We start from the raw sequence: 14887 nt of genomic DNA on the forward strand, positions 1-14887 counted from the left end.
GGGCGCGTGCGCGGTGCCGTCGGGATGGCCTCGGCGGGCCCGACGCGTCCGGCCCGCTCGCTGTCCAGCGCGGGCAGCGCGTGCAGGGGGGACGCGGCGCGGCGGCGCGCGTCGGGCGCGGATGCGGTGCTCATGGATCCTCCGTCCTGCGCGACCGGGATCCGATCGCGTGTCATGGAGTGGACGTCTGCGGCGGCGCGTTCGTCACGCTTCTATGGGCGATCCCCGTCCGGCCGCCGGGTCGGAGGGGATGGTCGGGTCGCCTCCGGGGCGCCCCGACCTGCCCGCTTCCGCTAGTGCGCGGTGCTCGTGGTGCCGGTGCCGGTGGCGTCGACACTGGCGGGCTGGGACCCGCCGCGCGCCACGGCCTGGCCGGTGAGGCGCGCGACCGCCGTGTCGCCCTGCGCCTGCGCGCTCCCGCCGGTCGTCGAGCTGATCAGCTTCCTGTCGTACATGGGCACGCTCCGAGGAGGTCGGCGGTGAGCACGGCTCGTCCATGAGCATCCGCGGTGCCCACGATCCGCCCCTCACCCGTCGTGCGCAATGCCTTCGGGCCCGCATGACGCTGGGATCCGCTGTCGGGCTACCGGTATGCGGCGCCGGGCCCCGCGTCCGGGTGCGTCCGCCGCCGCGCCGCGCACGCACGACGGCGGGGCGCCCGGAGGCACCCCGCCGTCTTCCGTGCGTCGTGGCTAGCTCGTGAAGCGGTCGATCCAGCCCGCGACCGGGCGCTGCTGCTCGCCCTGCTGGGCGGCGAGGACCACGAGCACCGCGGTGAGCGCGGGGATCGCCCACTGGAGCACCTTCTGCTGCTTCTGGGCGCTGGCCAGCTCGTCGGAGACGGCGGCGCCGGGCTCGGTCGTGCCCTTCGGGGCCTCGTCCGCGTGCTTGGCCATGCGCCCGCCGACGAGCGCCGAGTACAGGGTCGTGCCGGCGGCGACGATGGTGAGGACGGCCTTGACGTTCGTGTTGCCGCGGGCCTCGCCCTGGGCGGCGAGGCGGCCCTTGTTGGCGTAGATCAGGCCGAGGCCGCCGACGGCGTGCGCGCCGAGCGCGGCGAGCTGCACGGGCGCCCACTTGGCCCAGCCGATGGAGGAGAGGCGCACGCGCTCCTGCGGCTGCTTCGCGGCGGCCGCGGCGCCGTTGAGGCCGACCGCGCCCATGAGGGATCCGCCGAACCAGGCCGCGAGGCCGAGGTCGTGCATGCTCCTGATGACGGTGTTGCGTTCTGACATGGTGCTTCTCCCGAGTCGTCGTCCGAGGCCGCCCGCGGGGCGGCCGGTGCGTGTGCTGTGGACGCTACGCCCGGCATCGAGCAGTGTGCAGGGGGTCGGCGGATGCCCAGGATCACGCGGCCGGCGGGCGGGGCGGCGGACGTCAACGGAACCTGGGAGTCGCGACCCGTGACCTTGGCGCTGGCCTGCCGGCCCGGTTGCATGGACATGGTGCCCGTCGATCGACGGGTCGACCGGACGAGGGGACGACTGCCATGGGCAAGGCGTGGATGGTGATGGTCGCGGCGGTGCTCGGCGGCCACGGGTTCGTGGGGCTCTTCATCGAGGGATCGCATCTGCTCGGTGTCCTCAACGTCGACTTCTTCGTCGACGTCCTGTACCTGCTGAGCGCTGGCGTGCTGCTCCTCATCGGCACACGGCAGGCGGGTCCGGGCATGATCCGCGCCACGCTCGCGGCGTTCGGCGGCCTGTACACGCTGCTCGGCGTCCTCAGCTTCCTCGACAACGAGCTCGGCGGCCTCACGCCCACCGGCTTCACCATCGTCGACGACTTCCTCTTCTTCGGGATCGGCCTCTCCGGCCTGGCGCTCGCGCTGACCCCCAGCTCGGCCGAGCCGCTGACCACGGGCGGCAAGGCGCTCAACTAGCGCGGACGCATGGACGAGGGCGCGACCGGCATCGCCGGATCGCGCCCTCGTCGTGGGAGCGGGTGGCGCGTCAGCCGCGGTGGATCCGCACCGTCACCACCTGGAACGCCCGCAGCACGAGCCGCACCCCGCGGCCGTCGGCCTCGGGCTCGAACGCGATCGACCGCGGGAAGCCCTCGCCGAGCGGACGCTCGAGCACGTCCACCTCGGTGAAGCGGTCGGCGTCGAGGTGGGCCTCGAGTCGGGTCGCGACGCGTGCGCCGGTGGACTCGTAGAGCCGGACGATCACGTCGCCCGAGCCGTCGTCCGCGAGCTTCAGGGCCTCGATCCGCACCGTGCCGCCGTGCACCGAGACGAGCCCGGACGCGGTCGGCAGGGACGACGGGACGGCGTCGGCCGTAGCGGGTGCCGCGGCGACCTCGGCGGGGGACGCCGTCCCGAGCGGCGTGGCCGAGGCGTCACCCGCGTGCACGACCCGCACGGGCAGGTTCTGCTCGAGGCCGGCGTCCACCGCGCCCTCGATGCCCACGCCCGGCACGAGCGCGTACTCGAACCGGTGGTGCCCGATGTCCTGCACGGGGTCGGGGGAGCGCGCGGCCCGGACCAGGCTGATCCGCAGCTCCGTCTCCACCTCGCCCGTCGCGCCCACCGAGCGCGTGATGTCGTGGCCGTAGCTGCCCGCGTTGGTGAGCGCGACGCCGTAGCCGGGCTCCTCCACGTGCACGAAGCGGTGCGCCATGACCTCGAAGCGAGCCTCGTCCCACGACGTGTTCGTGTGCGTGGGGCGGCGGACGTGCCCGAACTGGATCTCCGCGCTGTGGTGCTGCGCGTGGATCGTGAGCGGGAAGGTCACCTTGAGGAGCTTCTCGTCCTCGAGCCAGTCGAGGTCCGCCGTGGCGTGGATCCGCGCGTCGTCGGCGTGCAGCGACACACGCTGCACCACGCGTGAGCGCCCGAACTGGCGGACGACCTCGACGGTCGCGCGGAGCTGCGAGTCCTCGACGAGCTCGACCGAGGCCGCGCCCACGAGGTCGGTGCGGCTCGCGCGGTAGTGCGCGTCGACGTCCCAGGCGTCCCACGCGGTGGGGATGTCCTCGTGCAGCTGGAGCAGGTTCGCGGCGCGGCCGGCGGGCACGAGCTCGCGGTCGGCATGGCGGAGGTCGACGATCGAGGTGATGAGGCCGCGCGCGTCGAGCGTGACGCGGAGCAGGCCGTTGTCGAGCACGGTGCCGCCGTCGGCGCGCGTCGTGACGACCGGCGCGACGGGATCCACCGCGACGAGCGGCGCGATCCCGCTGCCGGGCACGGCGACGAGCGCGAGCGCGGATCCGTCGGGCGCCTCCACGAGCGCGGTGCGCGCATGGCCGGTCGAGTTCACCGCGAAGGCCCCGGATCCGTCGCCCTCGCCGTCCGCGACGGCCTGCGCCGTGACCCGGGCGATGGCGTCCGCGACGAGCGCGTCGAGCTCGGCGAGGCTGCGCGCGTAGTCCTCCTCGTTCTCCCGGTGCACCCAGGTGATGGAGGAGCCGGGGAGGATGTCGTGGAACTGCTGCAGCAGGGTCTGCTTCCAGAGGCGGTCGAGCGCCTCGTACGGGTAGTCGGCGCCCGTGCGGACGGCCGCGATGGTCCACCACAGCTCGGCCTCGCGCAGGCGGTGCTCGGCCTGCCGGTTGCCGCGCTTCTCCCGCGCGTGCGACGTGAACGTGCCGCGGTGCAGCTCGAGGTACAGCTCGCCGACCCACACGGGCGCGTCCGGGTACTCCGCCTCGGCCTTGCGGAAGAACTCGTCCGGGTGCTCCACGATCACCTTCGGCGACCCCTCGAGGTCGGCCGTGCGGCGCTGGCGCTCCATCATGTCGCGCGTGGGCCCGCCGCCGCCGTCGCCGTAGCCGAAGGGCGCGAGCGACATGGTCGCCCTGCCCTTCTCGCGGAACTGCCGCACGGCGTGGTGCGTCTCCTCGGCCTCGAGCGTGGAGTTGTAGGTGTCGATGGGCGGGAAGTGGGTGAAGATCCGCGACCCGTCGATCCCCTCCCAGAAGAAGGTGTGGTGCGGGAACGTGTTGGTCTGGTTCCAGGACAGCTTCTGCGTGAGGAACCAGTCGAGCCCCGCGAGCTTCGCGATCTGCGGGAACGACGCCGTGTAGCCGAACGAGTCGGGCAGCCACACGCCGTGGGTCTCGACGCCGAGCTCCTCCTGGAAGAAGCGCATGCCGTGCGTGAGCTGGCGGACCATCGCCTCGCCGCCCGGGAGGTTGCCGTCGGGCTCGATCCACATGGATCCGACCGGGTACCAGGTGCCCGCGGCGATGGCCTCCTTGATCCCCTCGAACACCGTGGGGTAGTTCTCCTTCACCCAGACGTACTGCTGCGCCTGCGAGCACGCGAACCGGAAGTCGGGGTACTGCTCGGCGAGCCGCAGCACGTTGGAGAAGGTGCGCGCGGTCTTGCGCTTGGTCTCGCGGATGGGCCAGAGCCACGCGCTGTCGATGTGGGCGTGGCCGACGCCGCTCAGGGTGTGCGCGCTCGGCACGGCCGGACGCGAGAGCACGTCGGCGAGCTCTGCGCGGGCGGCGGCCGCGGTGCCGACGATGTCGTCCATCGCGAGCACGTCGAGCGCGCGCTCGATCGCGCGCAGCACCTCGTGGCGGCGCGGCTCGGTCTCCGGCAGCTCCATCAGCAGCTGGTACAGCACCTCGACGTCGAAGCGCAGCGCCCACACCTCCGGCTCGAACACGGCGAGCTCGGCCTGGCGGAAGCGGTAGATGGGCTCGGCGGGCGCGGTCGCCTTGTCCCCGTAGGGCGTCGGCACGAACTCGTTCACCAGGATGTCGGGGTTGCCCGCCGCCTCCACCAGGAAGCGCACGCTCTCGCCGCCCGCGGCCTCGTCGGCGAGGCGCACGTAGGTGTTGCGCGGGTGGATCCCCTTGACCGGCACCCCGTCCATGGTGTGCACGAGGCACTCGGCCTGGTTGCCCGGCCAGTCGCCGATGAAGCCGGGGTCGATGAGCAGCTCGACCGTGCGGCCCGCCCACTCGGCGGGCACCTCGCCCGTGACCTCGAACCACCACGTGGACCACGCGCGGCCCCACGGCTGGCCGAGCTCGAAGGGCGCGTACTCCTGCCGCATGGCCTCGGCGACGGGCACGGGCTCGTCGGGCGCCATCCACGCGCGGAGGCTCACGGGGGTCTTCGACGAGTAGACGGCGGGGGTGATCCGCTCGTCGAGCGCTCGGAGGATCCGCTCCTGGACGAGCTTCTGGTTCTGGTGCATGGGGAGTCCTTCGGGAGGTCGGGATGCAGGCAGGCGGGTGGGACGCGCGAGGTGGGGAGCGGCGCGTCAGCGGAGGTAGGAGAGCGCCGGGAACGCGTGCATCGCGTCCTCCAGCAGGGAGCGCGCGACCGTGACGGAGTCGACGAGGGGGTGGTGCGCGAGGGCGCGGACGGCGGCGGCACGGGATCCGCCGAGGCCGGCCTCGATGGTCTGCCGCTCCACGTACTTGGCGTTGGTCACGAGGCCCACGCCGAAGTCGGGCAGCTCGGTGCCGGCGACCGGATGCGCGCCCGAGGCGTCGACGACGCACGGCACCTCGACCACGGCGTCGGCGTCGAGGGCCGCGAGCGTCCCGCGGTTCCGCACGTTGAGGATGAGCCGGGCGCTCTGGTCGTACGCGATGCCGCGCATGAGCGCGATCGCGACGTCCTCGTAGCCGCCGGAGACGAGGTCGTCCTCGTCGCGGTCGCCCATGCCGGCCGACTGGCGGTTGGTGGCCATGTACGTGGTCTCGCGGTCGAGCCGGGTGCGCTCCCAGAGCGCGAGCGCGGACACGTCGTGCCGGTGCTCGAGCTGCTCGTAGAACCGGCCCTGCTGCTCCACGAGGAAGCCGCCGCGGGTCTGGGCGGCGAGCTGGTCGGCGTGCAGCACCTCGCGGCGGAAGTAGTAGTAGTGCAGGTACTCGTTCGGCACGGCCCCGAGCTCGGTGACCCACTCGGCGCCGAAGAGCCGGCCCTCCTCGAACGTGCCGATGAGGTCGGGGCGGGCCATGAGGTCAGGCAGCACGTCGCGGCCGTCGACGCGGAGGCCGCGCAGCCAGCCGAGGTGGTTGAGGCCCGCGTAGTCGATGACCACGTCGTCGCCCGCGACGCCGAGAGCGCCGAGCACCCGGCGGGCGAGTCCGATGGGGGAGTCGCAGATCCCGATGACGCGGTCGCCGAGCACGCGTGACATGGCCTCGGTGACGACGCCCGCGGGGTTCGTGAAGTTGATGACCCAGGCGTCGGGGGCCTGCACGCGGATCCGCTCGGCCAGGTCCATGACGACCGGCAGCGTCCGCAGCGCGTACGAGATGCCGCCGTAGCCGACGGTCTCCTGCCCGATCACGCCGTGCGCCATGCCGAGCCGCTCGTCGCACGAGCGCCCGGCCATGCCGCCCACGCGGATCGCCGAGAACACGAACGCGGCGCCCGCGAGCGCCTCGTCGAGGTCGGTGTGCAGCGTGATCACCGGGGCGTCCGGGTACGCGGCGGCCTGCTCGGCGAGCACGCGCGCGACGGCCGTCAGGCGCACCTCGTCCGTGTCGTAGAGGGCCACGTGGTCCACCCGGCCGGCCTCGTGGTCGCGCAGCAGCGCCGAGTAGACGAGCGGGACGCGGAAGCCGCCCCCGCCCAGGATCGTGAGCCTCATGCGACGGTCACCGACACTCCCTTGTCCGCGAGGCCCTGCGACACCCGCTCGTGCGGGGCGGCCTCGGTGATCAGCTGCGTCAGCGACGCGGTGGGGGCGACACGGCCGGCGCCGGTGCCCGGGAACTTGGAGGAGTCGGCGAGCACCGTCACCCGGTCGCTCATCTCGGCCATCGCGCGCTTGATGGGCACCTGCGCCATGGTCGTGTCCCGCAGGTCGCCGTTGTCGGCGATGCCGCTCACGCCCACGAACGCGTGGTCGGCGTGCAGCATCCGCAGGCTCTCGGCCGTGAGCGGGCCGGACACCGAGCGGTAGACCGGATCCCAGTCGCCCGGCAGCAGGATGAGCCGCACCGCCCGGTCGTCGCGCAGCACGTCGAACGCGGCGACGTTCGCCGTGATCACCGTCAGGGACCTGCCGCGCAGCTGCTCGGCGAGGTGCAGCGTCGTCGTGCCGATGTCGAGCACGACCGACTGGCCGTCCTGGATCTGCGCCGCCGCGGCCCGGGCGATGCGCTCCTTGGCTTCGCGGTTGACCTGCTCGACCTCGGCGAAGGGCGCGTCCACCTCGACGAGGACGGCGCCGCCGTGGGTGCGCCGGAGCGCGCCCTGCTCGTCGAGGCGGGCCAGGTCGCGGCGGATGGTCGCGTCGCTCGTGCCGGCGGCCTCGGCGAGCTCGGCGACCGTGGCGCTGCGGGTGGCGCGCAGCCGGTCGAGGATCACGAACTCTCGGGCGTCTCTCATGAGATGAACATTAGCGCGCAGGATCAGTCAGAAACAATCTTGTAATGAACAAGGTCTTCCATCCTTGTGCTCACATGGGCTAGAAACGTCACTACCGGTCGGCGGGCACCCGTCGACCTCGTCCCGCCGGCAGCGTCGCCGTCGGCGGACCCGCACCGCTCGCCGCCCGAGGCCGCGTCGCGGCCCACCCGAAGGAATGAGGTCCCCGTGCCCGCAGCCCCGCCTCCCCGTCAGGGCACCGCCGACCAGGCCCCCGCCGGGCTGCTCGTCGTCGGGCAGGTCTTCGCGGACGTCGTGTTCGGCGAGCTGCCGGGCGCGCCGCGGCCGGGCCACGAGATCTGGACGCCGTCCTTCGGCCACGGCCCCGGCGGCATCGCGAACTTCGCGGTCGCCGGCGCGCGCCTCGGGGTGCCGACCGCCATCGCCGCGGCCGTGGGCACGGATCCCTTCTCCCTCCTGGTGCGCGCCGCGCTCGCCGCGGAGGGCGTGTCGCTCGACCACCTCGTGACCCTCGAGGACTGGGCGCTGCCCGTCACCGCGTGCCTCGGCTACGACGACGACCGCGCGCTCGTCACGGGCGGCGTGGCCTGCCCGCTCGGATCCGACGAGCTGGTCCCAGGGGAGGTGCCGCCGGCCGCCGCGGCGCTCGTGCACCTGGATCCGCACCGCAGCTCCTGGATCGGCCGCGCCGCCGCCGCGGGCACCGACGTCTACGCCGACGTGGGCTGGGACCCGTCCGAGCGCTGGGATCCCGCCATCCTCGACCAGCTCGACGAGTGCCACGCCTTCCTCCCGAACGAGCTCGAGGCCTCCGCCTACACGGGCACCGACTCGGCCGCGCAGGCCGCGCGTGCGCTCGCCGAGCGGGTGCCGCTCAGCGTCGTGACGTCCGGATCCCGCGGCGTCGTCGCCGTGGACGCGGCCCGCGGCGAGGAGGTCTCGCGGCCGCCCCTCGCGGTGCGCGCCGTCGACGCGACGGGCGCGGGCGACGTGTTCGGCGCCGCGCTCGCCGCGTCCGCCCGGCCGCCGTGGACGCTCACGCAGCGCGTCGACTTCGCGTGCCTGGTCGCCGGGATCACGGTCACCCGTCCCGGCGGCGCGTCCGGCGCCCCTCGGCTCGACGAGCTCGTGCCCTGGCTGCGCGCGCACCCCGACGCCGCGGAGCCCGGCCGCTACGACTACCTCGTCGACGCCATCGACCATCCCGACGGCGCCCGCCTGCTCGCCTGACGCGGGCCGCGGATCCCGCGCCGCCCCGACTCCCCGCCCGACTCCCCGCCCCGACCCGCCCGTCCCCCACCGAATCGAGAACCACCATGTCCCTCCTCCCCGCCCGCCGGTCCCGCGCCCGGCGCATCGTCGTCGGCGTCGCGACCCTCGCGCTCCTCGCGCCGGTCCTCGCCTCCTGCTCGTCGTCGTCGGGATCCTCCGCGGGCGGCCAGCTCGACCTGTGGATCTGGCCGGACGGCCTCAGCCAGACGGTGCTCGACAAGGTGCCGGACGAGGTCCCCGGCACCACGCTCAACGTCTCCACGATCGGCGGCGACTTCAAGCAGAAGCTCGTCACCACGTTCACGGGCCGGTCGGGACTCCCCTCCATCACCGGCGTCAAGGGCGAGGACATGCCCTACTTCCTCAGCGAGGACGGGCTCTTCGAGGACCTCGACCAGCTCGGCGCGAAGGACGTCACCGACCAGTACCCCGCGTGGAAGCTGAAGGAGGCGACCACGGAGGACGGCCAGCTCATCGGCCTCCCCATCGACATCGGCCCGACGGCCCTCTACTACCGCGCGGACGTCTTCCAGAAGGCGGGCCTCCCGAGCGAGCCGGCCGACGTCGCCGCGGCGACGGCCACCTGGGACGACTACTTCGCGTTCGGGAAGAAGCTCAAGGCGGCCACCGGCGGCGCGATCTTCGTGGACGCGTCCGACGTCTTCACCAAGTCGCTCGGCCAGGGCACCACCCGCTTCGTCGACGAGGACGGGGACTACACGGGTGACAGCCCGACCGTCAAGGCCGCGTGGGATCGCGCCGTGCTCGCCTGGCAGGACGGCCTCACCGCGAACGTCACCGACGGCAGCCCCGACTGGGCCTCGGCCATCAGCGGCGGATCCCTCCCCGCGCTGCTCGGCGCCTCGTGGTACCAGGCCGACCTCAAGAGCGCGACGGCCGACACCTCCGGCGACTGGCGCGTGGCGCCCATGCCCGGCGGCCCGGCCAACATCGGCGGCTCGTTCCTCTCCATCCCCGCAGGCACGAAGGACCCGCAGGCCGCGTTCGCGGTGATCAAGGACGTGCTGAGCGAGGACAACCAGGTCACCGCGTACGCCGACAAGGGCATCTTCCCGTCGGCCACCGCCGCCTACGACTCCCCGGAGCTGCAGAAGGGCGACGACTTCTTCGGCGGGCAGTCCACCGTCGGGATCTTCGCCGACGCCGCCGCGAAGATGCCCACCGCCTACACGAGCCCCTACGACAACCAGGTGCAGGCCGCGTTCGTCACCGAGCTGCAGAACGTGACGTCGCTCGGCAAGGACCCCGACCAGGCCTGGACCGACGCCGTCGCCGCCGGCGAGGCCGCCCTGAAGACCGCGAAGCAGTGATCCCCGTCGCCGTCCGCCCGGGAGGGCGCCCGCCTGCGCCGTCCCGGGCGGGCGCGGGCACCCGCGGGATCCGCCGCACCTGGCCGTACTACGTCGCGATCGCGCCGTTCTTCATCCTGTTCCTGATCTTCGGCCTGTTCCCCGCGCTCTACTCGCTCGTGCTCTCGTTCCAGGACTGGAACGGGCTCGGCACGGCCAAGTGGGTGGGGCTCGCGAACTTCCAGGCCCTCGCGGCCGACGCCACCTTCTGGCTGTCGATCAGGAACACGCTCATCATCTTCGCGCTGTCGACGTTCCCGATGATGGCGATCGCGGTCGTCGTCGCGGCCATGCTCAACTCGGCGAAGCGGCTCAGCACGTTCTACAAGATCAGCTACTTCGTGCCGAACGTGACCTCGGTCGTCGCGATGGCCGTGCTCTTCGGATCCATATTCGGCGACAGCTTCGGGCTGGTGAACGCGGGGCTCCGCGCGATCGGGCTCGACGGCGTGGCCTGGCTCTCGACGCCGTGGGCGATCCAGGTGACCATCGCGATCCTCATCACCTACCAGTGGACCGGCTACAACGCGATCATCTTCCTCGCGGGCATGCAGGCCATCGGCACCGAGGTCTACGAGGCCGCCAAGCTCGACGGCGCGGGCGCGATCCGCACCTTCTGGTCGGTGACGCTGCCACTCCTGCGCCCCACGATCCTGTTCGTGCTCGTGGTCTCGACCATCACCGGGCTGCAGAGCTTCACCGAGGCGCAGGTGCTCACGGCCTCGTCCAGCACGACGAACCCGAACTCGGGCGGCGCGGGCCAGGCCGGCCTCACGACCGTCCTGTACTTCTACCAGCAGGCCTTCAACTACAACCGCTTCGGCTACGGCGCCGCCATCGCGTGGGGCGTGTTCCTGCTCGTGGTGATCTTCTCCATCATCAGCTTCCGGCTCGGCTCGGAGAAGAAGGAGAAGCCCGTGCGGGCGCCCGGCACGAGGAAGGGACACCGCGCATGAGCACGACCGTCCACGCCGCGGGATCCGCCGCGGCACGGGTCGCCGACCAGGCCTCCGGGCGCCCGCGCACCGACGACGAGCGCACCGGCCGGCCCGCGGGTCGACGCCAGCTGCCGCCCGGCCGCGTCATCCTGCACGGCATCCTGTTCGCCGGATCCATCGTGAGCCTCTTCCCGCTGTACTGGCTCGTCGTGATGGCGAGCAACACCACGAGCGACATCTACAAGTCGCCGCCCGTGCTCGTGCCGGGGCCGTACCTGTGGGACAACATCCAGGCCGTGTTCCGCACGATCGACTTCGGCGGATCGCTCATGAACACGGTGATCGTCGCGGTCTCCGTCACGGTGCTCGTGCTGTTCTTCGACTCGATCGCCGCGTTCACGTTCGCGAAGTACGAGTTCCCCGGCCGCCGCGCGCTGTTCGCGCTCCTGCTCGTGACGTTCATGCTGCCCGCGCAGCTGTCGGTGATCCCGCAGTTCGTGACGATGATCAACCTGGGCTGGGTCGGCCAGCTGCAGGCGCTCATCGTGCCGGCGGCGGCGAACGCGTTCGGCATCTTCTGGCTGCGGCAGTTCATCGTCTCGAGCGTGCCGGACGAGCTCATCGACGCGGCCCGCATCGACGGCGCCGGGTTCTTCCGGCAGTACCTCACGGTGTGCCTGCCGCTCATCCGGCCGGGCCTCGGGTTCCTCGGGATCTTCACCTTCATCGCCGCGTGGAACGACTACCTCTGGCCGCTCATCGTGCTCAACGACCCGGGCACGCTCACGCTCCAGGTGGCGATGAGCCAGCTGAACAGCGCCCACGGCAAGGACTACGGGATGGTCATGGCGGGCGCGCTGCTCGCGGTGATCCCGCTCATCGTCGTGTTCCTCGTCGGCGCGAAGCAGTTCATCGGCGACATCGCGAAGGGCGCGCTGAAGTGACGGCCCTCTCGGCGCGGGCGCCCCGGATCCGGGCCGTGGACGACGCGGCCGCGCTCGGGGCCGAGGCCGCCGACGTCGTGCAGGCGTTCCTCGGGAACGACCCGGCCGGAGTGCTCGGCGTCGCGACCGGATCCAGCCCCGAGCCGCTCTACGCGGAGCTCGCCCGGCGGCACCGCGAGCGGGGCCTCGTCACCGACGGGCTCTCGCTCGTGGCGCTCGACGAGTACGTGGGGCTGCCCGTCGGCCACCCGCAGTCGTACCTCGCGTTCGTGCGGGAGCGCATCGCGGATCCGCTCGACGTGCCGAGCGCGCGCGTGATCGTGCCCGACGGCGCGGCGGCCGACCCGGAGGCGGCGGCCGGTGAGCACGAGCGGCGGATCCGTCGGCTCGGCGGCGCCGGCCTGCAGATCGTGGGCATCGGCGCCAACGGGCACCTCGGCTTCAACGAGCCGGGCTCGCCGTTCGACGGGGTCAGCCGCGTGGTGCGCCTCGCCGAGGGCACCCGGCGCGACAACGCGCGGTACTTCGGCGGGGATCCCGCGCGGGTGCCGACGCACGCCATCACGCAGGGCATCGCGACGATCATGTCGGCCGGTCGGATCCTCCTCGTCGCCTCGGGCGCGCGGAAGGCCGACGCGCTCGCCGCCGCGCTCACCGGACCGGTGACGGAGTCCGTGCCCGCCTCGATCCTGCAGCGGCACCCGCGCGTGACCGTCGTCGCCGACCGGGCCGCGCTCGCGGGGCTCGCGGCGCTCGCCTGAGCCGCGCCCGCCCGCGCGCCTCCATCTCGCAACGTCCGCTCCGCACTCGCGTCGGATCCGCCGCCGCGCCCGCGCATCCGCCCCTGCCCCGACCCGCACTGGAGGACCCGCATGTCCCACCTCGACGACGTCGCCCCCGGATCCGCGTCCCGTCTCCCGCCGCGCGCCCGGTCCGCGACGGACGCGCCCGTGCACTCCCTCGACGGGGACTGGCGGTTCCGCCTGCTGGCGGAGGCGCCCGTCGACGACCCCGGCCGCGTGCCCGAGGTCGCGGATCCCGCGCTCGACGACGCCGCCCTCGACGCGGCCGGCTGGACGACGCTGCCCGTCCCCTCCCATTGGGTGCTGCACGGCCACGGATCGCCCGCGTACACGAACCTGCAGTACCCGTTCCCCATCGACCCGCCGCACGTGCCCGACGCGAACCCGACCGGCGAGCACCGGCGCGCGTTCGAGCTGCCGGCGTCGTTCGCGGGCGCGGAGCGCGTGCTGCTGCGCACGGACGGGATCGAGGGGCTCGCGACGTTCTGGGTCAACGGCGTCGAGGTCGGCTGGGCCACGGGCAGCCGCCTCACGACCGAGCTCGACGTGACGGCGCTCGTCGTGCCGGGCGTCAACGTGCTCGGGATCCGCGTGCACCAGTGGTCGGCCGCCTCCTACCTGGAGGACCAGGACCAGTGGTGGCTGCCCGGGATCTTCCGCTCGGTCGAGCTGCTCGCCCGGCCCGCGGGCGCGCTCGACGACGTACGGGTGCGGGCCGACCGGGACCCGGCGGACGGATCCGGCCGCCTCGAGGTGGAGGTGGACGGCGCGTTCCCCGTGGTGGTGCGCGTGCCGGAGCTCGGGATCCACGTGACGTGGGAGACGGCGGCCGACGTCGCGCCCGTGGCGATCCCCGCGGTCGACGCGTGGAGCGCCGAGCGGCCGCGCCTGTACGACGCCACGGTGTCGTCGTCGGGCGAGACGGCGTCGCTGCGGATCGGCTTCCGCACGGTGCGCATCGACGGCGATGCACTGCTCGTCGACGGCCGCCGGCTCACGTTCCGCGGCGTCAACCGGCACGAGTCGCACCCCGAGCGCGGCCGCGTGTTCGACGAGTCCGAGGCGCGCGCCGACCTCGAGCTGATGAAGCGGAACGGCGTGAACGCGATCCGCACCTCCCACTACCCGCCGCATCCGCGCCTCATCGACATCGCCGACGAGCTCGGCCTCTGGGTCGTGCTCGAGTGCGACCTGGAGACGCACGGCTTCTGGGACGTCGAGTGGCGCGACAACCCCTCCGACGACCCGCGCTGGCGGGACGCGTACCTCGACCGCATCGCCCGCACCGTGGGCCGCGACCGGAACCACCCGTCCATCGTGATGTGGTCGCTCGGCAACGAGTCGGGCACGGGGCGCAACATCGCGGCGATGTCGGCGTGGGTGCGGCGCGCGGATCCCACCCGGCCCGTGCACTACGAGGGCGACCTCACGGGCGAGCACACCGACGTCTACTCGCGCATGTACCCGACGCTCGAGGAGATCGACTCGGTGTGCGGCACGCCCGTCGCGAGCATCCACGAGACCGCGGGCGCGACGGGGGCGAAGCAGCGCGCGAAGCCGTTCATCCTGTGCGAGTACGGGCACGCGATGGGCAACGGGCCCGGATCCCTCGCCGACTACGAGGACGCGATCGACCGCTGGCCGCGCCTGCACGGCGGCTTCGTCTGGGAGTGGCGCGACCACGGGCTGCTCGCGCGCACCGCGGACGGCCGCCCGTTCCACGCCTACGGCGGCGACTTCGGCGAGCCCGTGCACGACGGTCCGTTCGTGATGGACGGGCTCCTCCTCTCCGACGGCACGCCCACGCCCGGCCTCGCCGAGCTGGCCGCGGTCATCGCGCCCGTGCGGGTGCGGGTCGCGGCCGACGGGTCCGGCGTGCGGGTCGAGAACCGGCGGCACGACGCGTCCACCGACGACGTCGACCTGGTCTGGATCCTCGCCCACGACGGCAGGCCCGTCGGCCGCGGGATCCTCGAGCACGCGCCACTCTCGGCCGGTGAGGCGGCGACGATCCCGCTGCCGGTCGAGGCACGCGCGGCCGGGCACGCCGAGGAGGCGCACGTGACGGTGCAGGTCGTCACGCGGCACGACGCGCCGTGGGCGGAGGCGGGGCACGTCGTGTCGTCGCACCAGGCGCTCGTGCGCGACCGGCCCGTGCCCCGACCGCGGCCGGCCGGGCGGTGGCGCGGGGACGCGCTGGGCGTCGGGACCTTCGACGCGCGCGGCGACCTCGTCGCGTGGGGCGGCGTGCCGG

Annotated in this window: 12 protein-coding genes; 7 read left to right on the forward strand and 5 right to left on the reverse strand. The window is 73.2% G+C overall.

Features of this window, described 5'->3' with window-relative positions; all coding sequences use genetic code 11:
* Positions 1–293 precede the first annotated feature (293 nt).
* Both DZG00_RS16965 and DZG00_RS05045 read right to left on the reverse strand, forming a co-directional pair.
* The gene (locus DZG00_RS16965) at positions 294–455 is read right to left on the reverse strand and encodes a hypothetical protein (RefSeq protein WP_158586982.1); all 162 of its coding nucleotides are present in this window, start codon (positions 453–455) and stop codon (positions 294–296) included.
* 237 nt (positions 456–692) lie between these two features.
* Positions 693–1235, reverse strand: coding sequence for a hypothetical protein (locus tag DZG00_RS05045; RefSeq protein ID WP_119381970.1), 543 nt, complete (start codon positions 1233–1235; stop codon positions 693–695).
* A 254-nt stretch (positions 1236–1489) separates the two neighbouring features.
* On the opposite strand from DZG00_RS05045, the gene DZG00_RS05050 reads away from it, so the two are divergent.
* A complete protein-coding gene (locus tag DZG00_RS05050; protein ID WP_119381971.1) occupies positions 1490–1882 on the forward strand; it encodes a hypothetical protein in 393 nt (130 codons plus the stop codon).
* A 70-nt stretch (positions 1883–1952) separates the two neighbouring features.
* Here the strand turns inward: DZG00_RS05050 and DZG00_RS05055 are convergent, their stop codons facing one another.
* The 3 genes from DZG00_RS05055 to DZG00_RS05065 all read right to left on the reverse strand — a co-directional run bounded on the left by DZG00_RS05055 (position 1953) and on the right by DZG00_RS05065 (position 7306).
* Positions 1953–5153 carry an alpha-mannosidase gene (locus DZG00_RS05055; protein WP_119381972.1) on the reverse strand — a complete coding sequence of 1067 codons (3201 nt, stop codon included), beginning with the start codon at positions 5151–5153 and terminating at the stop codon, positions 1953–1955.
* A 66-nt stretch (positions 5154–5219) separates the two neighbouring features.
* On the reverse strand, positions 5220–6563 hold the full coding sequence (locus tag DZG00_RS05060; protein WP_119381973.1) for a 6-phospho-beta-glucosidase: 1344 nt from the start codon (positions 6561–6563) through the stop codon (positions 5220–5222).
* Positions 6560–7306, reverse strand: a complete 747-nt coding sequence (locus DZG00_RS05065) for a DeoR/GlpR family DNA-binding transcription regulator (RefSeq protein WP_233549041.1) — start codon at positions 7304–7306, stop codon at positions 6560–6562. The genes DZG00_RS05060 and DZG00_RS05065 overlap by 4 nt, the downstream gene beginning before the upstream one ends.
* A gap of 207 nt (positions 7307–7513) precedes the next feature.
* Between DZG00_RS05065 and DZG00_RS05070 the strand changes: the two genes are divergently transcribed.
* From DZG00_RS05070 to DZG00_RS05095, 6 genes are all read left to right on the forward strand, one after another.
* Positions 7514–8536, forward strand: coding sequence for a carbohydrate kinase family protein (locus DZG00_RS05070; RefSeq protein ID WP_119455434.1), 1023 nt, complete (start codon positions 7514–7516; stop codon positions 8534–8536).
* 86 nt (positions 8537–8622) lie between these two features.
* Complete coding sequence (locus DZG00_RS05075) at positions 8623–9909, forward strand: ABC transporter substrate-binding protein (protein WP_119383077.1); 1287 nt, start codon at positions 8623–8625, stop codon at positions 9907–9909.
* On the forward strand, positions 9906–10904 hold the full coding sequence (locus tag DZG00_RS05080; RefSeq protein ID WP_119455435.1) for a carbohydrate ABC transporter permease: 999 nt from the start codon (positions 9906–9908) through the stop codon (positions 10902–10904). The genes DZG00_RS05075 and DZG00_RS05080 overlap by 4 nt, the downstream gene beginning before the upstream one ends.
* Positions 10901–11830, forward strand: coding sequence for a carbohydrate ABC transporter permease (locus DZG00_RS05085; RefSeq protein ID WP_119455436.1), 930 nt, complete (start codon positions 10901–10903; stop codon positions 11828–11830). The genes DZG00_RS05080 and DZG00_RS05085 overlap by 4 nt, the downstream gene beginning before the upstream one ends.
* Positions 11827–12591: a glucosamine-6-phosphate deaminase gene (locus DZG00_RS05090; RefSeq protein WP_119455437.1), complete on the forward strand. Its 765-nt coding sequence runs from the start codon at positions 11827–11829 to the stop codon at positions 12589–12591. The genes DZG00_RS05085 and DZG00_RS05090 overlap by 4 nt, the downstream gene beginning before the upstream one ends.
* Positions 12592–12702: 111 nt before the next feature.
* Positions 12703–14887 (forward strand): glycoside hydrolase family 2 TIM barrel-domain containing protein (locus DZG00_RS05095; protein ID WP_119455438.1); only part of this gene is annotated, 2185 nt, incomplete at its 3' end.

This window comes from Clavibacter lycopersici (assembly GCF_003576405.1).
Taxonomy (GTDB): Bacteria; Actinomycetota; Actinomycetes; order Actinomycetales; family Microbacteriaceae; genus Clavibacter; species Clavibacter lycopersici.